At 73.2% G+C, this 20336-nt stretch carries 18 protein-coding genes and 1 other RNA gene; 5 read left to right on the forward strand and 14 right to left on the reverse strand.

Going from position 1 to position 20336, the window contains the following annotated elements:
* Positions 1-429: 429 nt before the first annotated feature.
* The 5 genes from recR to LHA35_RS03520 form a co-directional block, all read right to left on the reverse strand.
* Entirely contained in the window at positions 430-1032 is a 603-nt protein-coding gene (gene recR, locus LHA35_RS03500; protein WP_226604525.1) for a recombination mediator RecR, read from the reverse strand.
* An 88-nt stretch (positions 1033-1120) separates the two neighbouring features.
* Positions 1121-1456, reverse strand: a complete 336-nt coding sequence (locus LHA35_RS03505) for a YbaB/EbfC family nucleoid-associated protein (protein ID WP_226604527.1) — start codon at positions 1454-1456, stop codon at positions 1121-1123.
* A 9-nt stretch (positions 1457-1465) separates the two neighbouring features.
* A complete protein-coding gene (locus LHA35_RS03510) occupies positions 1466-3430 on the reverse strand; it encodes a DNA polymerase III subunit gamma/tau (RefSeq protein WP_226604530.1) in 1965 nt (654 codons plus the stop codon).
* Between the two features lie 73 nt (positions 3431-3503).
* Positions 3504-3602, reverse strand: an RNA gene (ffs, locus tag LHA35_RS03515) — signal recognition particle sRNA small type.
* A gap of 70 nt (positions 3603-3672) precedes the next feature.
* Entirely contained in the window at positions 3673-4140 is a 468-nt protein-coding gene (locus LHA35_RS03520) for a DUF29 domain-containing protein (protein ID WP_226604533.1), read from the reverse strand.
* A 103-nt stretch (positions 4141-4243) separates the two neighbouring features.
* Between LHA35_RS03520 and nudC the strand changes: the two genes are divergently transcribed.
* Positions 4244-5170 carry an NAD(+) diphosphatase gene (nudC, locus tag LHA35_RS03525; protein ID WP_226604536.1) on the forward strand — a complete coding sequence of 309 codons (927 nt, stop codon included), beginning with the start codon at positions 4244-4246 and terminating at the stop codon, positions 5168-5170.
* Entirely contained in the window at positions 5167-5463 is a 297-nt protein-coding gene (locus tag LHA35_RS03530; protein ID WP_226604539.1) for a phosphoribosylamine--glycine ligase, read from the forward strand. Before nudC ends, LHA35_RS03530 begins: the two co-directional genes overlap by 4 nt.
* Positions 5464-5687: 224 nt before the next feature.
* Here the strand turns inward: LHA35_RS03530 and polA are convergent, their stop codons facing one another.
* Positions 5688-8603 carry a DNA polymerase I gene (gene polA, locus LHA35_RS03535; RefSeq protein WP_226604543.1) on the reverse strand — a complete coding sequence of 972 codons (2916 nt, stop codon included), beginning with the start codon at positions 8601-8603 and terminating at the stop codon, positions 5688-5690.
* A complete protein-coding gene (locus LHA35_RS03540) occupies positions 8587-8823 on the reverse strand; it encodes a zinc-finger domain-containing protein (protein WP_226604546.1) in 237 nt (78 codons plus the stop codon). The genes polA and LHA35_RS03540 overlap by 17 nt, the downstream gene beginning before the upstream one ends.
* Before the next feature lie 198 nt (positions 8824-9021).
* Here LHA35_RS03540 and LHA35_RS03545 point away from each other — a divergent pair, with 198 nt between their 5' ends.
* Positions 9022-10080 carry an alpha/beta fold hydrolase gene (locus LHA35_RS03545; RefSeq protein ID WP_226604548.1) on the forward strand — a complete coding sequence of 353 codons (1059 nt, stop codon included), beginning with the start codon at positions 9022-9024 and terminating at the stop codon, positions 10078-10080.
* Between the two features lie 368 nt (positions 10081-10448).
* Here LHA35_RS03545 and LHA35_RS03550 read toward each other — a convergent pair whose 3' ends face one another.
* From LHA35_RS03550 to LHA35_RS03560, 3 genes are read right to left on the reverse strand one after another with little or no spacing between them, the layout of a single operon-like run.
* Positions 10449-11267, reverse strand: coding sequence for an MBL fold metallo-hydrolase (locus LHA35_RS03550; protein WP_226604550.1), 819 nt, complete (start codon positions 11265-11267; stop codon positions 10449-10451).
* A 21-nt stretch (positions 11268-11288) separates the two neighbouring features.
* Complete coding sequence (locus LHA35_RS03555; RefSeq protein WP_226604552.1) at positions 11289-12041, reverse strand: DsbA family protein; 753 nt, start codon at positions 12039-12041, stop codon at positions 11289-11291.
* On the reverse strand, positions 12038-13459 hold the full coding sequence (locus LHA35_RS03560; protein ID WP_226604555.1) for a M48 family metalloprotease: 1422 nt from the start codon (positions 13457-13459) through the stop codon (positions 12038-12040). Before LHA35_RS03560 ends, LHA35_RS03555 begins: the two co-directional genes overlap by 4 nt.
* Here LHA35_RS03560 and LHA35_RS03565 point away from each other — a divergent pair.
* A complete protein-coding gene (locus tag LHA35_RS03565) occupies positions 13419-14951 on the forward strand; it encodes a gamma-glutamyltransferase (protein WP_226604559.1) in 1533 nt (510 codons plus the stop codon). The genes LHA35_RS03560 and LHA35_RS03565 overlap by 41 nt on opposite strands.
* Positions 14952-15148: 197 nt before the next feature.
* Entirely contained in the window at positions 15149-16315 is a 1167-nt protein-coding gene (locus LHA35_RS03570; RefSeq protein WP_226604562.1) for a pyridoxal phosphate-dependent aminotransferase, read from the forward strand.
* Positions 16316-16388: 73 nt separating this feature from the next.
* Here the strand turns inward: LHA35_RS03570 and LHA35_RS03575 are convergent, their stop codons facing one another.
* The 4 genes from LHA35_RS03575 to LHA35_RS03590 all read right to left on the reverse strand — a co-directional run bounded on the left by LHA35_RS03575 (position 16389) and on the right by LHA35_RS03590 (position 20329).
* Positions 16389-17309 (reverse strand): tetratricopeptide repeat protein, encoded by a 921-nt coding sequence (locus LHA35_RS03575; protein ID WP_226604566.1) that lies wholly within the window; start codon positions 17307-17309, stop codon positions 16389-16391.
* Positions 17310-17491: 182 nt separating this feature from the next.
* Complete coding sequence (locus tag LHA35_RS03580; protein WP_226604571.1) at positions 17492-19279, reverse strand: pilus assembly protein TadG-related protein; 1788 nt, start codon at positions 19277-19279, stop codon at positions 17492-17494.
* Positions 19276-19860, reverse strand: a complete 585-nt coding sequence (locus LHA35_RS03585; RefSeq protein ID WP_226604573.1) for a TadE/TadG family type IV pilus assembly protein — start codon at positions 19858-19860, stop codon at positions 19276-19278. Before LHA35_RS03585 ends, LHA35_RS03580 begins: the two co-directional genes overlap by 4 nt.
* A complete protein-coding gene (locus tag LHA35_RS03590; RefSeq protein ID WP_226604575.1) occupies positions 19838-20329 on the reverse strand; it encodes a TadE/TadG family type IV pilus assembly protein in 492 nt (163 codons plus the stop codon). The genes LHA35_RS03585 and LHA35_RS03590 overlap by 23 nt, the downstream gene beginning before the upstream one ends.
* Positions 20330-20336: the final 7 nt, after the last annotated feature.

Consider the following 20336-nt stretch of genomic DNA (forward strand, 5'->3'; position numbering starts at 1 on the left):
GCATTCATGGTGGCCGATATGGCTTATTTTTTGGCGCGCAGCCGTCACTCCAACCCTGCGCGCGACACCGACTGACAGACGTCAAGACTCCTGCCAGTCGCTATATCACCGTTGAGCCTACAGCGGATTGCGTTTATTTCTGAACGCTCATCCGCTGTAGCTCCTTGTTTTACGAGCCGATTCACGCTTCCGGACGTTCACGCCCGTCCGCGATCTGCTTTAGAATATAACCTTGCCGCCTGCGCAACAGGCTGAGCGCTCGGATGGACGCCGTCGCAGATACAGCAAAAAACTGAAGGATTAGCTCATCATCGCGCCTTAGCAGCAATGGAGCCAATGTGCAGGGCGAACCGTGACCAGTCTGCATCGGCCCGAGTACATCGATCAGTGATGGTTGGGAGGAGTTCATCCGCGCCGGCTCCGTACGGGCTACACCACCCGTCTCGCCTTCAGCGCCGCCGCCAGCGTCCCCTCGTCCAGCACGTCCAGCGCCCCGCCGATCGGCACGCCCTGCGCCAGCCGCGTCACCTGCACGCCCGTCGGGCGCAGCCGGTCCGTCAGGTAATGCGCCGTGGTCGCGCCATCGACGGTGGCCGGCAGGGCCAGGATCACCTCCCGCACCGGCTCCGCCGCCCCCTCGATCCGCGCCAGCAGCGGCTGCACCGCCAGGTCCTCCGGCCCCACGCCGCCCAGCGCCGAAAGGGTGCCGCCCAGCACGTGGTAGAGGCCACGATGGGCATGCGCCCGCTCCAGCGCCCAGAGTTCGGAAACCCCCTCCACCACGCAGATCAGGCCGTGGTCGCGCTGCGGGTCGCGGCAGATGCCGCAGGGGTTCACGGCATCCAGGTTGCCGCAGATGCGGCAGGGCTGCACCGCCGCCGCAGCCTCCTGCAAGGCGGCGGCCAGCGGCAGCATGGCCTGTTCCGGCTGCATCAGCATCTTCAGCACGGCGCGGCGCGCGCTGCGCCGGCCGAAGCCGGGCAGCCTGGCCAGCAAGCCGATCAGATGCTCGATGGGGTTCTGCTCAGGCATCGGGCCCCGCCGGCGGGCCATGAATGGCCCGCCGCCATGCGTGCGCGTGGTATGGCATCGGGGCGGCGCGGCCGCCCCGTCCCCGGGCTCAGAAGGGCAGCTTGAGGCCGCCGGGCAGGCCGCCCGGGATGTTCAGGCCGGCGGTCGCCTTCTGCATCTCCTCGGCCATCTGCGCCTCCACCTTCTGCTTGGCATCGGCATGCGCCGCCACCAGCAGGTCCTCCAGCACCTCCCGGTCGTCGGCGCTCATCAGGCTCGGGTCGATCGAGACGCGCTTCAGGTCGCCCTTGCCGGAGAGCTGCACCTTCACCATGCCGGCGCCGGCCTGGCCCTCGACCACGGCGGCCTCCAGCTTGGCCTGCATCTCCTGCATGCGCGTCTGCATCTGCTGCGCCTGCTTCAGCATGTTGCCCAGGTTCTTCATGGGGTCGGCCTACCGTTCTTCATCAGGGGGTGGAACATCGTCATAGCCGGCGGGTTCTGCCATCTCGGTCGGCGGGATGTCGCCCGGCTCCGCCTCGGGCTCGTCCTCGGCCCGGGCCGGCAGTACCATCGCCCCGCCGAGGCCATAGGCATCGGCATTGGCGTCCCGCACCGCCTCGATGCTGGCGCCGGGGAAGGCGGCCAGGACGGACTGCACCAGCGGGTGGCTCCGGGCCAGCGCCAGCCGCTCCGCCTCCGCGGCGCGGCCCTGATCGGCCAGCGTCGGCTCGCCCTCGGCATTGCTGAGGGTGATGGTCCAGCGCTCGCCGGTCACCTCCTGCAGCAGGGCGCCCAACTGCCCCGCCAGGTCGCGCGGGGCGGCGGGCAGGGGGCGGATCTCGATCCGGCCCGGCTGGACCCGCACGGGATGCACGCTGTGCACGAGATGCGCGTGCAGCATCGGCTTCCGGCCGGAGGCGAGGGCGACGACCTCCCGCCAGCTCTGCGGGGCGGCGGCGGCCGGCGCGGCTATGGCATCGGCCAGCACCGCGCCGCCACCGCCCATGGCGCGCAGCCCGCCGCCATTGCCGTTCGGGGCGGGGCGTGGGCCACCGGCGGGGACGGCGCCCGAGCCGTCGGTCAGCCGCTTCACCAGGTCACCCGGCGTCGGCAGGTCCGCGACATGCGCCAGGCGGATCAGCACCATCTCACAGGCCGCGCGCCGGTCCGGCGCCTCGTTCACCTCGGACAGGCCCTTGAGCACCATCTGCCAGGCACGGCCGAGCACGGGGATGGAGAGCTTCTCCGCCAGCGCCGCGCCGCGGGTCCGCTCGCCCTCGGTCAGGCTGGGGTCGTTCCTCAGGCCAGGGACGCTCTTCAGCCGGGTCAGGGTATGCGTCAGCTCCAGCAGGTCCTGCAGGACAACGGCCGGGTCGGCACCGCGCTCATGCGCGCGGTCCATCAGGGTGAGCGCCGCCGGCGTGTCGCCGGCCATCACCGCCTCCATCAGGTCCAGCACCAGGGCGCGGTCGGCAAGGCCGAGCATGTCCCGCACCGCCTCGGCGGTCACGCTGCCCTCCGGTCCGCCGAGGGCGATCGCCTGGTCGAGCAGCGACAGCCCGTCGCGGACCGAGCCATCGGCGGCGCGGGCCAGCATGGCCAGCGCCTCCTCCTCGATGCCGACCTGCTCCTTCCCGGCGATCCGGGCGAAATGCGCCCGCAACTCGGCCTGCGGCACCCGCTTCAGGTGGAAGGTCTGGCAGCGTGAGAGGATGGTGGCCGGCACCTTCCGCAACTCGGTGGTCGCCAGCATGAACTTCACCTGGGCCGGCGGCTCCTCCAGCGTCTTCAGCAGCGCGTTGAACGCCGCCGTGGACAGCATGTGGACCTCATCCAGGATGATGACCTTGAAGCGGCCCTGGGCCGGGCGGTAGCGCAGGCGCTCCCGCAACTCCCGCACATCGTCGATGCCGTTGTTGGAGGCGGCGTCGAGCTCCTGCACATCCGGATGGCGGTCGGCGAGGATCGCCTTGCATTCCGGGCAGACCCCGCAGGGCTCCGGCGTCGGGCCGCCCTGGCCGTCCGGCCCGACGCAGTTCAGCGCGCGGGCGATGATGCGGGCGGTGGTGGTCTTGCCGACGCCGCGCACGCCCGTGAGCATGAAGGCATGCGCCACCCGGTTCTGCCCGAAGGCGTTCCGCAGGGTGCGGACCAGCGCGTCCTGGCCGATCAGTTCGGTGAAATTGGTCGGGCGGTACTTCCGCGCCAGCACCCGGTAGGGGGTGGCGGCCGGCTCGGCCGCGGCGGGCGCCGGGGCAGGGATGAGCACCGGCTGCGCCTCCGCCTCTGCGGCCGGTGCCGGGCCGAAGGCATCGCCGAACAGGCCGGGACCCTCGGGCGGCGGCGGCTCGGGCAGGCCCTGTTCCGGATCCTGGCCCACGGGCGCATCCGGCGTGCCGAAGAGGGTGGAGGACATCGCTGCGGCGGGATCCTGTCAGGCGGTGGCCCGCCGGGCCGAGGGGCATCCGCGGGGCAGGGCGCCCCGCCGGGGTGGAAGGCCGACAAGCGACCCGGGCAAGAACCCGTTACGGCTGCTTCCTTCCGGACCTGACCGGGTTGGCGAGGAGCCCGTCCACCGCCGACCTTCCGAGGGCACCATATCATGCCCCGGGGCCTTCTGCACAATGGGTGGGGGCGGAATGGCCGACGGCGGCGGATTCAGCGGGGTTTCAGGCGGGCGATCAGGGCATCGGCGCCGAGCGACTCGTCGAGGAGGCCCGCCAGGGTGAGGTCGATGGCCTCCGGCAGGGGCTGCGGCGGGCGGCGCATGTCGAGGTCCAGAACCAGCCGCCGGGCGCGCCGATGCATGGCGGCGAGGTCGAGGACCTGCGCCATGCCGGGCGAATAGCGGGATCGTGCCTGGTCGAGGAACAGCCCGATCTCGTTCCGCCACTTGCGTGACGCCGCGTGGTCCGGCCAGGCGGCGACCTTCAAGGCATGAACCAGGGCCTGGGTGAGCAGGGAATCGACCGACCGCGCCTCGCTCCGCCCCACCGACTCGATCTCCTCGATCACATTCTCCCAGTCGATGTCGTTCACCCGCTCCCCCGCCGCCACGCGGCGCAGGCGCTCCGCCTGGGCGATGGACCAGGCCAGGATGTCGCGGTGGTAGAGATCGTCCGGCATGGCAGCCTCCGTCCGGAACAATAGGGTGGCGGCGCGGCGGTTTCCACGCTCCCGGCCAGCCCCGGTTGCCGGACGACCGACCGCATGGCACGGTCCCCCTCCCATGCTCTCGATCCCCGCCAGCCGCCCCAACGCCTATACCGGCAGCCCCCTCGACCGTGCCGCGCTGCGGCGCGAGGACGCCGACTGGATCGCGGCCGCGCTCGCCGATCCGGACACCCTCTTCGTCCCGGTCTGGCGCAGCCGCAGCCTGATGAAGGGCGTGCCGGAGGGCGCGCCGGAAGCCGTGCTGCTGACCGGCGCCGCCGCCGAGGCGGTGCGCATGGCCGGCGGGCCCTGGGCCTTCCTCGGCCTCTGGGAGGGGCGGCCGGCCTTCGCCGTGGATTGCTCGCAGGCCGAGGACCCGCTGCCGCTGCTGCCGGAGGGGATGGGGGCCTTCACCGATCTCCGCGCCGTCGCCGGGCTGCTGCCGGCGGGCGAGGCCAGCGTCCTCGCCCATGCCCGCGGCCTGATGCACTGGCGGACCAAGCACCGCTTCTGCGGCGTCTGCGGCCATGGCTGCGAGCCGCGCTCGGCCGGCCATGTCATGGTCTGCACCAACTGCAACGCGCAGCATTTCCCGCGCACCGACCCGGCCGTCATCATGCTGGTGGTGCGCGGCGACCGCTGCCTGCTCGGCCATTCCCAGCGCTTCCCGAACACCACCATGTACTCGACCCTGGCCGGCTTCGTGGAGCCGGGCGAGAGCCTGGAGGAGGCGGTGCGGCGGGAGGTGATGGAGGAGGCCGGCATCGCGGTCGGCCTCGTGCGCTACCACTCCTCCCAGCCCTGGCCCTTCCCCTCCTCCATCATGCTCGGCTTCCATGCCGAGGGGCTGACCGAGGCGATCACCATCGACCGGGAGGAATTGCGCGACGCCCGCTGGTTCAGCCGGGCCGAGATCCGCGACCCGGCGGCGCATGGCTTCGCCCTGCCGCGGGCGGATTCCATCGCCCGCCGGCTGATCGAGGACTGGCTGGCGCACGGATGAGATTCATGCTTCCGCTCGCGGCGCTGCTGCTCGGCGCCTGCAGCCTGGCCCGCGACGTCACCCCGGCCATGCCGGCGGGGCCGGATACGCCGGAGCACCGCGCCTGCTGGCTCGAATCCCGCAACGCGCCGGAGGTGCGGGCGCTGAACCGGGAGATGAACCCCAACAACACCTTCAACCAGACGCGCCTGGAGGGCGAGGTGCGCCAAGCCCAGAACCGCGCCTATCGCGAATGCCTGCGGGCGCACGGCCTGGCGCCGCCGGGCGGGGTGGAAGCGGTCCGGCCGCGGTAGCGCGGATCGCGGCCGGGCGGCATGCCCCGGTCCAGGGCGGGCCTGGGCTGCCAGGCCATGTCGTGCTGGACCGGCACCCGGCCAGGACGTGATCCGCCATGCCCCCGCCAGGGCGAGGCGCCATGCCTGCAGCGTGGGCGACGGCCCGTGCCGGGGCAGCTTCCGCCGCCCGCCGCAGCTGCGCCGCTCCTGCCCGGATGCGTGCTAGCATCCGGGCCATTCGATCAGTGCGCCTCGGCCCAGCTCCGCCCGGTGCCGACCTCGACCGCGAGCGGCACGCGCAGCGTGACCACCCCCTCCATCACCTCGCGCATCAGCGCGGCGGTTTGCTCCACCTCCGCCTCCGGCACCTCGAAGACCAGCTCGTCATGCACCTGCAGGAGCATCCGGGCCGAGAGGCCGGCGGCCTTCAGCGCCCCCGGCACCCGGACCATGGCGCGCTTGATGATCTCGGCCGCGCCGCCCTGGAAGGGGGCGTTGATGGCGGCGCGCTCCGCCCCGGCGCGGCGGACCATGTCCTTGGCGCCGATATCGGGGATCCAGAGCTTCCGGCCGAAGGAGGTGGAGACATAGCCCTGCAGCCGCGCCTCCTCCTTCAGCCGCTCCATGGCGTCGCGGATGCCGGGATACTGGCCGAAATAGGCATCGATGATGCCGCGCCCCTCGGCCGGCGAGATGCCGAGGCGCCCCGCCAGGCCGAAGGCCGACATGCCGTAGATGATGCCGAAATTGATGGTCTTGGCGCGCCGCCGGGCTTCCTTGTCCACCGCGTCCGGCGGCAGGCCGAAGATGTCCGCCGCCGTCCGGGCGTGGATGTCCTGGCCCTTCTCGAAGGCTTCCCGCAGCGCCGGGACGTCCGCGAGATGCGCCAGCAGCCGCAGCTCGATCTGGCTGTAGTCGGCCGACATCAGCACATGCCCCGGCTCGGCGACGAAGGCGCGGCGGATGCGCTGGCCTTCCTCGGTCCGCACCGGGATGTTCTGCAGGTTCGGCTCGGTGGAGGAGAGCCGCCCCGTGCTGGTGATGGCCATGGAGAAATCGGTATGGACGCGGCCATCGCGCGGGTCGATCGCCGCGGCCAGCCCGTCCACATAGGTGGATTTCAGCTTCGAGAGCTGCCGCCAGTCCAGCACCTTGCGCGGCAGCGGGGTGCCCTGCGCGGCCAGCTCCTCGAGCACGCTCGCATCCGTGCCCCAGGCTCCGGTCGCCTTGCTGCGCTTGCCGCCCGGCAGCTTCATCTCGTCGAACAGGATTTCGCCGAGCTGCTTAGGCGAGCCCACATTGAAGGGACGGCCCGCGAGCTCGTGGATCTCCTGCTCCAGCGCCGCCATGCGCTGCGAGAAATCCTCCCCGATGCGGGCGAGCTCGGCGCCATCCACCTTGATGCCGGCGAGTTCCATGTCGCGCAGCACCGCGACCATGCGGCGCTCCACCTGCTCATAGAGGGCGAGCGCGCCGTCCTCTCTGAGCCGCGGCCGCAGGATGTGCCAGAGCCGCAGGGTGACGTCGGCATCCTCCGCCGCATAGGCGGTGGCCTTGTCGAGCGGCACCTTGTCGAAGGTGACGCGGGCGCGGCCGGTGCCGCAGACCTCCTCGAAGGGGATCGGCTTGTGGCCGAGATGGAGCACCGAGAGCTCGTCCATCCCATGCCCGTGCCGCCCCGCCTCCATGGCGTAGGAGATCATCATGGTGTCGTCGATCGGCGCGACCGCGATGCCGCCATTCTCCGCCCGGCAGAGCACCTCCAGGTCGTATTTGGCGTTCTGCAGCACCTTCAGCACGCTGCGGTCGGTCAGCAGCGGCCGCAGCGCCTCGATCGCCTGATCGAAGGGGATCTGCGGCGGCGCCGCTTCCGGCGCGGCCAGCATGTCGCCCTGGCCGCCGCCCGCCGCGACATGGCGCAGCGGGATGTAGCAGGCGCGGCCGGGCGCGGTGGCGAGGCAGAGGCCGACCAGCCTGGCGCGCAGTGCATTGAGGCTGTCCGTCTCGGTGTCCAGCCCGACCACGCCGGCGGCCATCGCCTCGGCGATCCAGGCCTGCAGCGCCTCGAGGGTCGTGACCGTCTCGTAGGGGCCATAGGGCGCGCTGCCCGGCTCGGGCGCCGATGGCAGGGCGGCGGCCGCGGCATGGGCGGCGATCGCGCCGTTGCGCGCCCGCGTGCCGGCATCGCCGGCGGCCTCGCCGAGGCCCATGCGGGCGAGCACGCTGCGGAACCCCTGTTCCTGCAGGAATTTCGCCAGCTTCGCCGGCTCCGGCGGCTTCACCGCCAGCGCCTCGACCGGCGCGGTCAGCGGCGCGTTCTCGTCCAGCGTGACCAGCTTCTTGGAGATGCGGGCCTGCTCGGCATTCCCGACCAGCGCCTCGCGCCGCTTCGGCTGCTTGATCTTCGGCGCATTGGCCAGCAGCGACTCCAGGTCGCCATATTCGGTGATGAGCTGCGCCGCGGTCTTGATGCCGATACCCGGCACGCCCGGGACATTGTCCGTGGGATCGCCGGCCAGGGCCTGGACATCGGCCACCTTCTCCGGCGGCACCCCGAATTTCTCGGCGACCTCGGCCTCCCGGATAGGCTTCTGCTTGATCGGGTCCAGCATCTGCACGCCGGGGCGCACGAGCTGCATCAGGTCCTTGTCGGAGGAGACGATCGTCACCTCCCCGCCATCCGCCGCGAAGGCCCGGGCATAGGCGGCGATCATGTCGTCCGCCTCGAAGCCCGGCTGCTCGATGCAGGCGACGCCGAAGGCGTCCGTCGCCTCCCGGATCAGGGCGAATTGCGGCACGAGTTCGGGCGGCGGGTCCGGCCGGTGCGCCTTGTACTCGGCATAGATGTCGTTGCGGAAGGTGACGCGGCTGGCGTCGAACACCACGGCGATATGGCTGCCGCGATGGTCCATCAGGAAGCGGCTCAGCATCTGGGTGAAGCCGAAGACGGCGTTCACCGGCGTGCCGTCCGGCCGCGTCATCGGCGGCAGGGCGTGGAAGGCCCGGAAGATGTAGCCGGAGCCGTCCACCAGCACGAGATGCCGGGCGCCGGGCGGCGTCACCGGCACCGCCTCGGCCGAGGCCGCGGCGCCGGCGAGCGCATTGCCGCGCGGGCGCTCGGCCTCCGGGGCGGCGCTGTCCTCAGTGATGGCCGTCATCCCCCGCGCCGGGCTTCAAAACATAGGTGATGGAGCAGTAGGGGCAGGTCACCTGGTCGTAGCCGGCGGCGATGCGCAGCCAGACGCGGGGATGGCCGAGGCCGCCCACGCCGACCTCGCCGTCGCAGGGCACGCTGCGGGTCTCGACCTCGATCCGCTGGTCGGGGGTGACGCCCGGCACGGGCTTGGGCGCATAGCCGGTCTGGTTGCCGTCGCGCATCGGGGGTCCTCTGTGGTCTGGGCGGGATCGGCCGCACCATAATCGGTGCCGCGCGCAGGGGCCAGACCGGGCGGCCCGGCCCGGCCGGAAGCCCGTCATGCTGACCACGAAGCGTTAAGCTCCCTATATTCGGTATGGTGCGCGCAGGCCCGCACCCCCGGCGCCCTGCGCCAGCCCACAGGACCGGATAGCCCACGCGTGAACCCTCGCCACCCCGTCGCCCGCCGCCTTGGCACCGCGCTCCGTGCCGGGGCGCTGCTGGCCGGCCTGCTGGCTGCCGCCTGCACGCCGGTGGTGATGCCCGCCGGGCCGGCGGTGACGGCGCCGGCGGTCGCCGGGGATGTGCTGGTCATGCCGGATGGCGCCCGGCTGCCGCTGCGGCGCTGGCTGCCGGAGGGGCCGCCGCGCGCCGTCATCCTCGGCCTGCATGGCTTCAACGACGCGGCGCGGAACTTCATGGAGGATGCGGCGCCCGCCTTCACCGCCGAGGGCGTCGCCGTCTATGCCTATGACCAGCGCGGCTTCGGCGCGGCGCCGCATCCCGGCATCTGGGCTGGGACGGAGACGCTGGCGGCCGATGCCGCCGCCGCCGCCCGGCTGATCCGCGCCCGCCACCCCGGCGTGCCGCTGGTCATGCTGGGGGAGAGCATGGGGGCGGCCGTCGCGGTGCTGGCCGCGACCGGGCCGACGCCCCCGCCGGCCGAGGGCTATGTGCTGATGGCGCCGGCTTTCTGGGGCAGGGAGGACATGCCGGCGGTGATGCGCTGGGGGCTCTGGCTTGCCTCCCGCACCATGCCGCTGGTCGGCTTCCCCGGCACGGCGGGCGGAATCGTCGCCACCGACAACGAGGAGGCGCTGCGCCGCTGGTCGCGCGACCCGCTGACCCTGAAGATCACCCGCGTCGATGCCGCGCATGGGCTGGTGGACCTGATGGATGCGGCGATCGCGGCGCTGCCGGCCTGCTGCCGCACCGCGCTGCGGCCAGGCGCAGCGCCGGTGCTGATCCTGCTCGGCGCCAGGGACAGGATCATCCCGCCGCGGGCGGCCCGCCGGGTGGTGCGCGGCATGCGGGACGACCAGCTGGAGCGCATCGCCTATTACGAGCAGGGCTGGCACCTGCTGCTGCGCGACCTGCAGCGGGAGGTGGTGGCACGCGATATCCTGGCCTGGCTGGCGGCGCCGGCGGCCCCCTTGCCCTCGGGGGCCGACTTCGCGGCGCGGGCCTGGCTGGCGAAGGAGGAGGCGAGGCAGCCCTGAGAGGCTGCCGGAGGGAGCAGGCGGCTTGCCATGGTCCTGGCGCAGCGGATGCCGGCGCCGGGGGTGGCGGGGTGCCGCCGGGGGCGGGGCGCGGACGCGGCATCGCCCGCCACAACAGGCAGAAGCCGGCGCGTGGCCGCGGTATCCGCAAACCGCTGCAGGTCATTCATTGCGGGGCATCGTCTCGCGCCCGGGCGACGGGCCCCCGCTGACTGTGCTCCGCGAACTCTGCGGGGCGCCCCATTCACGCCCGTCTGCGGCCGGTGCTACAGCGGATTGGCGTTCAGTTCTGAACGCAATCCGTTGTAGACCGCTGTTTGTAGAGCAGATTCACACTGCGAGGCGTTCACGCCCCTCCGCGATCCGCTCTAGGGCTCCACCATCCGCTCTGCCCAGGCGCAGTAGCGCTCGGCGCTTCTCGCCAGCGCCGACTTGCCGCCCGCGGCGATCTCCCGCTCATGGAAGGCGCCGTAGATCGCGTCCCAGTCCAGCGCGGCGCAATGGGCCGCCATGCGCCGGACCTCGGCCGGCGGCAACGGGATCAGGCAGGGATAGCTGCGCATGAAGCCCAGATGCTTCCGGTCCGGCAGCACCTGGAGGATGTCGCCCGAGAGCAGCGCCCCGCGGCCGGCGGCGCCGCCCCGCCAATGCGCCACCGCGCCCCCGGCAAAGTGACCGCCCAGGCGATGCAGCGTGACATCCGGCAGCACGGCCTGCGTCTCGCCTTCCCAGAAGCGCAGGCAGGGGTCGGGGCGCATGACATGCGCGCGGTCCGCCGCATGCACCCAGACCGGCACGCCGAAGCACCGGCCCCATTCCACCATGGTGGAGTAGTAGTGCGGATGGCTCAGCGCGACACCCGCGAGGCCACCGAGGGCGCGGATGATCGTCTCCGTCGCCGCATCCAGCAGCGCGATGCAGTCCCAGAGCAGGTTGCCCGCCGGCGTGCGCACCAGCAGCGCCCGCTGGTCGATGCCGATGGCGGGGACGCTGCGGATCGCCAGCAGGTCCGGCTCCAGCGCCTGCCAGGTATTGCCGTGCCCGCGGCGCAGTTGCTCCAGCGTCGTCCAGTGCTGGCCGCGCGCCGGGACATATTGCCGCTCATCCTCGCAGATCGGGCAGCGCGCGGGCGGCGTCTCGCCCTCGGCGAACTGGGTGCTGCAGGTCTGGCACAGAAAATGCGGCATCGGTCCCTCCCCGGCGGGGGCTCAGCCCCCGCGCTTCTCGCGCGCCTCCGCCACCAGCCGCTCCAGCGTGGCGAGGTCCACCGCGCCCGGCACCAGAGTCTCCCCGATGATCAGCGCCGGCGTGCCCTCGATGCGGAGCACGCTGGCGAGGCGGGTATTCGCTTCCAGCCGGCGCGCGATCGCCGGGTCCTCCATCTCCCGCCGCAGCCGCGCCCAGTCGAGGCCGAGCTTCTCCGCCTCCCGCTTCAGCACCGGCTCGGTCGGCTCCTCCCTGAGCCGCAGCAGCGCGTCGTGCAGCTCGGCATATTTTCCCTGGCGCTGCGCCGCCAGCAGGGCGCGGCTGGCCAGCAGGCTGTTCGGCCCGAGGATGGGCAGGTCCTTCAGCACCAGCCGCACGTCGCGCTGCCGGCGCAGCATCTGCTCCACCACCGGGTGGAGCTGCTTGCAGTAGCCGCAGCGGGCATCGAAGAACTCCACCACGGTGACGGCGCCCTGCGGGTTGCCCTTCACCGGGTCCTCGGCATTGCGGAACAGCGCCTCGGCCTGCGCCGCGATGGCGGCGCGCTGCGCGCCCTCCCGCTCGCGCAGATCGGCCTGCTCCAGCGCCATCAGCGCCTCGCGCAGGATGTTCGGATCCTGCCTCAGGGCCTCGCGCAGGATGCCGATGATCTCCTGCCGCTGTTCCGGCGTGAAACCTTGCGGCGTCCCCTGGGCGAGTGCCGCCGGGGCGAAGGCGAGGCCAGCCAGCAGGGCCAGCAGGGATGGGCGCATCATCGCGGTTGTCTCCTGCGCATGGCATCGTCCTGCGCCCGTTGCTCGCTTGTCATGTTCTCGCGCTTCACCGCCTCGCGCAAATCCTGCGCGCGCAGCCTGAGGGGGCCGGGTGGCAGCGCCTCCTCCGCCCGCCGCGCCAGCAGGCGGACCGCCGGGAAATCGCCGCGCAGCATCGCCTCCTCCGCCAGCGCCAGATCGGCCTGCGGCATCTGCCCCAGCCGGCCATGGGCGATGCCGAGCTGCCGCCAGGTGAAGGCATTCTCCCGGTCCAGCCGGAGGCTCGCCTCGAACTCCCCGGCCGCGGCGCGGAGCAGCGAGGGATCCCCCGATTCCATCAGCGCCCGGCCAAGCGCGGTGCGGATCAGCGACTCGGAGGGGGCGAGCCGCGCCGCCTCCCGCAGCGGCGCCAGCGCCTCCCGCGGCCGGCCGGCCTCGAACAGGATCTGGCCCTGCAGCTCCCGCAACCAGGGATTGCCCGGCTGGTCGCGGACCAGCGGCGCCAGGATATCGAGCGCGAGGTCGGCGCGGCCGGAGCGGTACTGCGCGATCGCCCGCACATAGCGCGCCGCCGGGCTCGCATCGCCCTCCGGGTAGCGCCGCCAGGTGGTCATCGGCGCGTCGATGAAGGCATCCAGCTTGGCCCGCACCATGCGGTAGCCGGTCTCGAGCGCGGGCGGGAAGGGCGCGTCGCTGGCGCGGCTGCGCGCGACATGGTCGGTCACGAATTCCAGCCGGTCGCGCGAGAGCGGGTGGGTGCGGAAATAGGGGTCCTGCCGGCCGACCGCGAGCAGCTCCTGCTCCTGCAGCCGGGTCAGCAGCCGCACCATGCCGCGGGAGGACCAGCCGAGCCGGTCGAGATAGGCGACCCCGGCCTGGTCCGCCGCCTGTTCCTGGCTGCGGGTGAAGGCATAGAGCTGCCCCATGGCCATGGCCTGGCTGCCCATCATGATGGCGCCGGCCGCGTTGCCGCCAACATTCCCTCCGCCCCCGATCGCCGCGGCGCCGCCCAGCAGCAGCCCGGCGATGGATTTCAGGAAGGCGTTGCGCATCTCCTCCGGCAGGCGCGCGATGTGGCCGCCGGCGATGTGGCCGGTCTCATGCGCCAGCACCCCGGCCAGCTCCGCCACGCTCTCGGACTGCTGGATCAGCCCGGTGTTGATGAACATGCGGTTGCCGGTGGTGACGAAGGCGTTTATGGGCCGCGCCTGCACCAGCGTGATCCGCACCAGGGCGGGGTCCACACCGGCGGCGCGGAACAGGGGATGGGCGATGCTGCGCAGGAAGCTCTCCGTCTCCGCATCGCGCACCGTGATGACCGGACCAACGCCCTGGGCCCGCGCCGCGACCGGCGCGAGAGAGGGGACCAGGGACGCCAGCATGACCACCAGCGCCGAGATCAGGGCCCAGGCCTTCCGCATGCCGGGCGTCATAGCCCGCCGCGCCGGGACGCGCCCAGGGGGGACCGGAGGGGGTGTCGGGCGGCTGCGCGCCGCCACCCTCGCCCTTGGGGCCCTCGCGCTCGCCGGCTGCGAGACGCTCGCGGGCCTCAACCCCCTGGGGCCGGGCGGCCCGCCCGAGGGCCAGCCCGGCTTCGTCCGCGGCTTCCTGGGCGGCATCGCCACCGAGGACCCGGCGGCGGCGCTGATCGGCCGGCAGGTCCTCTCGGCCGGCGGCACGGCGGTGGATGCGGCGGTGGCCGCCGGCTTCGCCATGGCGGTCACGCTGCCCTCCCGCGTCGGGATCGGCGGCGGCGGCGCCTGCCTGGTCTTCGACCCGGCCAAGGCCGCGACCGAGGCGGTGCTCTTCCTGCCCGGCGCGCGGGAGGGCGTGCCTGCCGGGGCCGACCGGCCGGCGGCGGTGCCGCTCCTCGCCCGCGGACTCTTCGCCCTGCACACCAGGAAGCCCGGCCGGCCCTTCGAGGAGCTGATGGCCCCGGCCGAGCAGCTCGCCCGCTTCGGCACGGAGGTGAGCCGCGGGCTGGCGGCCGATCTTGCCGCCGTCTCCGGCCCGCTGCTGGCGGATCCGGGGGCGCAGGCCCTCTTCGGGGCCCCGGGCGGCGGGCCAAAGGCGGCGGGTGAGAGGCTGCTCCAGCCCGAGCTGGCGGGCACGCTCGGCCAGCTCCGCCTCGCAGGCGTCGGCGACCTGCATCAGGGAACGCTGGCGCGGCGGCTGGAGGAGGTCTCCCGCGCCGCCGGGGGCCACCTCACGCTGGAGGAATTGCGGACCGGCCTGCCGAACCTTGCCCAGCCGATCGATCTGCCGACCCGCGGCGGCGACCGCATCGCCTTCCTGCCGCCACCGGCCGATGGCGGCCTGGCCGCCGCCGCGTCCTTCGAGGCGCTGCGGGGCGGCGCCGAGCTTGCCCAGGCGGCGGAGCGCGGCCTTGCCGCCGCGGCGGCCTGGCGGGCCGGCGGCGGCGATCCGGTGCGGCTGGTCAGCGCCGGCGACCTGCCGCCGGGCCGCTTCGGCGCGCTGCCGGCTTCGGCCGGGCTGGTCGCCTTCGACCGGCAGGGCACCGCCGTCTCCTGCGCCTTCACGCTGAACAACCTGTTCGGCACCGGCCGCGTCGCGCCCGGCATGGGCTTCCTGCTGGCCGCCGCGCCGGGGATCGGCGCGGTGCAGCCGCCGCTGCTCTCGGCCGCCATCGCCTACAACGCGAATGTGCGGGGCTTCCGGCTGGCGGCCGCCGCCTCCGGCCAGCAGGCGGCGCCGATCGGCGTGGCGGGTCCGGCGGCGCTGCACCTGCTGCGCGCCATCCCGCCCGCGACGGCGCTGGAGGGCGGGGCGCCCGGCGCGGCGCGGGTCCAGCTTGCGAGCTGCACGAACTACCTGCCGGGGCGGCCGGACCGCTGCCTCGCGCTCAGCGATCCGCGCGGCGGCGGCGTCGCGCTGGGGGCGATGGACCAATAGCCGCGGTGAACCCGGCGCCGGGGCTCCGCGCCCGCATCGCGGGATGCGCGATGCGGGCGCCGTGCTTCCCTGCGCAGGCTTGACCCGCCTGTCCCGGCGGTCCAGCACAGCCCGCCTCGACAACCGGTCCAGGGGGCGGGTCCGGGGCGCCGGGGGCGCATGGTCCGGACCTCCGGCCTTTGCCAAGGAAAGCCGCGATGGCACTCAAGGTCGGCCGGGGGGCGGAGGCGCCGCCCTTCCTGGTCATGGATGTGATCAGCGCCGCCAATGCCCGCGCCGCGGCCCTCGCCCCGGGCGAGCCTGGCGTGATCCGCATGGAGGTGGGCCAGCCCGGCACCGGCGCCCCGCGCGGCGCCGCCGAGGCGGCGATCCGGGCGCTGCAGGCCGGGGCGCCGATGGGCTATACGGAAGCCTTCGGGCTGCGATCCCTGCGGGAGCGGATCGCCCGCCACTATGCCGGACGCTACGGCGTGGCGGTGCCGGCCGGGCGCGTCGCGGTCACGGTGGGTGCCTCCGGCGCCTTCCCGCTGGCCTTCCTGGCGGCCTTCGATCCGGGCGATTCGGTCGCCATGGCGGCGCCCTTCTACCCGCCCTATGCCAATATCCTGACCGCGCTCGGCATGAAGCCGCAGCTTCTGCCCTGCGGGCCGGAGACGCGCTGGCAGCCGACCGTCGCGATGCTGGAGGCGCTGGATCCCATCCCCGCCGGCCTGATCGTCGCCAGCCCCTGCAACCCGGCCGGCACCATGCTGCCGCCCGCGGAATTCGCCGCCATCGCCGCCTGGTGCGAGGCAAGGGGCGTCCGCCTCGTCTCCGACGAGATCTATCACGGCCTGACCTATGGCGAGGTGCCGGAGACCACCGCCGCGGCCTTCCCGGGCGCCATCGTGGTCAACAGCTTCTCCAAGTACTTCTCCATGACCGGCTGGCGGATCGGCTGGCTGGTGCTGCCGGAGGACCTTGTCCGGCCGGTGGAGTGCCTGGCGCAGAACATGTTCATCTCCGCGCCGCATGTGGCGCAGGTGGCGGCCGAGGCGGCCTTCGACTGCCGCGAGGAGCTGGAGGCGAATATCGCGCGCTACCGCCGCTCCCGCGCCCTGCTGCTGCAGGCGCTGCCGGAGGCGGGCTTCGACCGGCTCTCGCCCGCGGATGGGGCCTTCTATCTGTGGGCGGATGTTGGCCACCTGACCAACGACTCGGTCGAGTTCTGCCGGCGCATGCTGGCCGAGGCCGGCATCGCCGCCACGCCGGGGGTGGATTTCGACCGCGAGCGGGGGCGGCGCTTCCTCCGCTTCAGCTATTGCGGGCCTGAGGCCGACATGGCCGAGGCGCCGGCGCGGCTGGCGGCCTGGCTGAGGCGGTAGCCGGCGCCCTACGCCCCCGCGGGCGGCTGCAGCACGGGCTGGGCGGTGGCATCCCGCCCGGCCACGCCCCGTGCTACGGCGCGGCGACGAGCCGTGCCGGCTCCTGCCCCGCCTTCTCCGACAGGATGGCGCGGGCCGACGCCGCGCGCCGCGGGGCCGATGTCTGCGGGCGTGCCGGCCGGGGCATCGCGGCCTCCGCCACGCGCGGCGCGGCGACGGGCGGCCTGGGATCGAGCCGCCAGGCGATCGCGACCAATTCCTGCGTCATCGCCTCCGCCTCGGCCGGACCCATGTCCAGCCAGAGCAGCCGCACCGCCCGCTCCGGCTGGCCGGTGGCGGCCAGGGCCAGGGCCAGGTTGTGCCGGGCACGCCGCGGCGCCCCGGGCGCGTATTCCGCCTCCGCCAGCGTGCCGACGGCGTCCGGTGCCCGGCCGGAGAGCAGGAGGGACAGCGCCAGGTTGGCGCGCACGCCCCAATCCTGGGGCGTGAGGGCGAGGGCGGCGCGATAGGCCTCCTGCGCGCCGGCCGGGTCGCCGGCGAGGTCCCGCGCCAGGCCGAGCCCGGCCGGCGCGGCGGCATGGCCGGGCGCCAGCACCTGGGCCTGGCGGAATGCCTCCGCAGCCGCGCCGTGATTGCCGGCACGCAGCTCCAGCCGGCCGATCGCCAGCAGCCGCGCGAGGCTCGGGCCCTGCAGCGCGACGGCATCGCGCATGGCCTGCGCCGCCTCCGCCTCCTGCCCGGCGCGTTCGGCGGCGGCGGCCAGGCGCTCGCGCAGTGCGCCGTCCTTCGGGCGCTGCGCCGCGGCTTCCCGCAGCACCGCGACCGCGGCCGCGCCGCCCTGCGGGCCATCCAGCGTCTCCGCCAGGCGCAGCCGGCTGTCGAGCGAAAGCGCCTCCGGCCGCGTCGCCGGGCCGCAGCCGGCGAGCAGCGCCAGCAGAAGGGCGGAAGCCCAGGCGGCATGGCGGAGGCGGGATGGGGGGAGAGGGTGGGGCACCATTTTCGGCACGTCTCCTGATCGGTGCCTGCTTAGGCCGGAAAGCCTTGCCGCGCGGTGAAGAGGCCGCCCGGCTAGAGCGGATCGCCGAAGGCCGTGAACGACCGAAGGCGTGAATCTGCTCGAAAAACAAAGCTCTACAGCGGATGGGCGTTCAGATATGAACGCCCATCCGCTGTCGGTCACCGCACCAGCCGGAGATTGGCGAGCTGCGTGCCGATCTGCTGGAAGGCGGTGCGCAGATCGGAAGGCTGGCTGACGAAGGTGTAGTGCTGCGGCGAGGAGGCGCAGCCCTGGTACAGCGTGCGCGTCGCCGCGCTGGTGGACGAGCCCGAGGTGTCGAGCACCACGGTGTAGATCGTGATGCCCGCCTGCCGGATGGCGCCGCAGAGCGCGGCCATGCGGCTGTTGATCTCGGTCTGCGCCGCGGCATTGCTGCTGACCCCGGCGCCGAGCCTGCCATCCCGCAGCCGGCCATAGCCGGTATAGTCGGCATTGCCGGATATCGGCGGCGCGTCCGGCGCGGCCTGCACATTGCCCACCTGGTTCGCGGCCGGGCAGGCGACGGGGCGGATCGCCTGCGCGGGGCCCGGGGCGGGGTTGGTCGGGAAGCTCGCGGTCGAGGCGCTGGTATCGGTGCAGGCGCCGGGAAAGCCATAGGGCGAGTCGAACCACTGGTTCGTGCCGTCGGTCATCATGACGATGACCTTGCGCATGTAGCGCGCATTGTAGTCGAGCGGCAGGGCGGTGGCCTGGCCCGCCGGCGCGGGGCCGAGCCCCCAGGCGGCCCGCCAGCGCGGGCTGAGGGTGAACCAGCCTGCCTGCAGGCCGAGATTGCCCATGGTGCCGCCGCGGAAGGTGGCGCGCAGGGACTGGATGGTATCCAGCACCGCGGTCTTGCCCGCGGTCAGCGGCAGCACCGGTGTCTGCGGGCAGCCGACATTCGGGCCGACCTGATAATTGCCGCGGAAGCTCTGCCAGTCCTCCGTGATGGCGTCCCCGCCCGTCGTCGTCGCGGTCCAGAGCTTGCGCGCCCAGTCATTGTCCCCCGGCACGCGCTGCTTGTTCAGGGTGTAGAGGCCGAGGGTGGAGCGGTAGAGGAAGGGGCGGAAGGGTACCTCCTGCGGGGAATAGTCGCGCCCGTCGCCATCCACCGGCGCGCCGGCATGGCCGACCCGCGCCTCCACGCAGCCGCGCCAGGCGGTGGGCGCGTAATCGGCATCGAGGCTTGCCGCCGCCTCCGGCACCAGCCAGCCGCGCCGCCCGGGGCCGAGATTGACCGTGGTGGTGTAGGGGACGACCGAGACCCAGAGATTCGGCATCATTTCCCGGTTGCCGTAGAGGATGTTCACCAGGTCCGCCGCCGCCAGCCGCAGCAGGTCGATATTGGTGTTGCGGCTGGAAGTGGTGGTGCCTGGGCTGCGCGGCACCGGCGTGACGCCGCAATTGGTGGCGGTCCGGTCGCTCGGGGTCGAGCAGTTGGTGTCCATGGAGCCGGTGACGTCGAGCACCAGCGCGAGCTCCATGCCGAGATCGGCGCGCCGCGCCTCGGCCTCGGCGGCGACCGTCAGGCTGGCGAAGCCGAGGACGCGGGCGAAGGTCGTCTCCAGCACGGAACGGGCGGAGACGCGCAAGGTGCCTTCATCCAGGGTCGCGGGCGGGTCGAGCGTGGTCGATGCATCGAGGAAGCCACGCCAGGCGCGGCCGGTGGCCTGGGCCGGGGTATAGCCGGCATCCCGCATGCCGAAATTGGTCCAGAACATCGCCGCGACCTCGGCATCGCGCTGCGCCGCGGGCAGGCTGATGTTGCGCGCCCCCGCCAGCGCCGCGGCATCGAGCGCGGTGTGCAGGCGGGAGCGCAGCAGCCAGGCCCGCGCGCCATCGGTCGCGATGCCGACCATGCCGACCAGCGGCACGGCGAGCAGCGCGGTGATGAGGGCGATGGTGCCGCGGCGGCCGAGGCGTTTCACGGGCAGGCCCCGCTGATGGAGGTGAGCGGCGCCTGACGCGGCCGGAGGATGGCATGGCTGCGCACCGGCCCGGGGCCGATGGTGCCGAAGAAGACCGGCGGCGCCTTGGCCATGATCGACCAGGGCGTGACCAGGTTGATCACTTCCACCACCACCACGCTCTGCCCCGGCGGCACCAGGAACCCGGCCGGCAGCGCGGCGCGGCCCGCGACCTCTGCGGTGAGGCCGGCATCGCCGCGCGAGCAGGTCCAGGCCACGCTGTTGCCGCCCGAGCTGCCGCTGACCACGCTGATGACGGTGCGTGCCCGGCCGGTGCCCGTGCCGTCGGACCAGGCGAGGACGGGCGCCGCGACCGCCTTCGCCGCATCGAACAGGCCGGCGATGTCGGCGGTCGTCAGCGCCTCCGCCTGGCTCGCCGCATTCGCGACCTCCGCCGCCGTGCGTTCCAGCCGGAACCAGGTGCGGATATGCAGCACGATCTCCGCCGTCGCGGTGAAGAGGATGATCAGCAGCGGGACGAGGATGGCGAATTCCACCGCCGCCGTGCCGCGCCGCGGGTCAGCCTGCCGGATAAGGCTCATTCTTCGCCAGGATCACGAAGTGGATCTGCAGCAGGCCGAGCGGCAGCAGCGCCCGGCCGAGGGGCGTCAGCCCGCGCCCGCGATAGACCACGGTGTAGCGGACGATATCGCCGGGCCCGCCGAGCCCGGGCTTCGCGGCCCCCGGCACCGCCAGCTGGCCGAAGCCCGGAACGCTCTCCACCGTCACCTCGAGCGCGCCGGCATCGAGCGGCAGCCCCGTGCTGGTGAGGATGACATTGGTAACATGGCCGGTCGCGGTCAGCCCCGGCGGCGGCGACTGCCCGGTCGCAGCCCAGCGCGAGGCCTCCCGCCCCCCGGCATCGAGCGCGGCGCCCACCGCGACCTGCCAGCAGACCTCCATGAGCAGCAGCAGCAGAATGAAGAAGGCCGAGCCGACCAGGGCGAATTCCACCGCCGTGGTGCCGCGCCGGTCGGGCCCGAGCCGGGCGCCCCTTCCGGCGAAAGCCACGCGCCCG

The sequence above is a fragment of the Roseicella aerolata genome, from assembly GCF_020523605.1.
Classification (GTDB): Bacteria; Pseudomonadota; Alphaproteobacteria; order Acetobacterales; family Acetobacteraceae; genus Paracraurococcus; species Paracraurococcus aerolatus.

Coding starts and splice junctions, on each gene's coding strand:
- recR (WP_226604525.1), bottom strand. CDS start 1,032: ATGCCTGAGCAGAACCCCATCGAGCATCTGATCGGCTTGCTGGCCAGG.
- LHA35_RS03505 (WP_226604527.1), bottom strand. CDS start 1,456: ATGAAGAACCTGGGCAACATGCTGAAGCAGGCGCAGCAGATGCAGACG.
- LHA35_RS03510 (WP_226604530.1), bottom strand. CDS start 3,430: ATGTCCTCCACCCTCTTCGGCACGCCGGATGCGCCCGTGGGCCAGGAT.
- LHA35_RS03520 (WP_226604533.1), bottom strand. CDS start 4,140: ATGCCGGACGATCTCTACCACCGCGACATCCTGGCCTGGTCCATCGCC.
- nudC (WP_226604536.1), top strand. CDS start 4,244: ATGCTCTCGATCCCCGCCAGCCGCCCCAACGCCTATACCGGCAGCCCC.
- LHA35_RS03530 (WP_226604539.1), top strand. CDS start 5,167: ATGAGATTCATGCTTCCGCTCGCGGCGCTGCTGCTCGGCGCCTGCAGC.
- polA (WP_226604543.1), bottom strand. CDS start 8,603: ATGACGGCCATCACTGAGGACAGCGCCGCCCCGGAGGCCGAGCGCCCG.
- LHA35_RS03540 (WP_226604546.1), bottom strand. CDS start 8,823: ATGCGCGACGGCAACCAGACCGGCTATGCGCCCAAGCCCGTGCCGGGC.
- LHA35_RS03550 (WP_226604550.1), bottom strand. CDS start 11,267: ATGCCGCATTTTCTGTGCCAGACCTGCAGCACCCAGTTCGCCGAGGGC.
- LHA35_RS03555 (WP_226604552.1), bottom strand. CDS start 12,041: ATGATGCGCCCATCCCTGCTGGCCCTGCTGGCTGGCCTCGCCTTCGCC.
- LHA35_RS03565 (WP_226604559.1), top strand. CDS start 13,419: ATGACCACCAGCGCCGAGATCAGGGCCCAGGCCTTCCGCATGCCGGGC.
- LHA35_RS03560 (WP_226604555.1), bottom strand. CDS start 13,459: ATGCGGAAGGCCTGGGCCCTGATCTCGGCGCTGGTGGTCATGCTGGCG.
- LHA35_RS03570 (WP_226604562.1), top strand. CDS start 15,149: ATGGCACTCAAGGTCGGCCGGGGGGCGGAGGCGCCGCCCTTCCTGGTC.
- LHA35_RS03585 (WP_226604573.1), bottom strand. CDS start 19,860: ATGAGCCTTATCCGGCAGGCTGACCCGCGGCGCGGCACGGCGGCGGTG.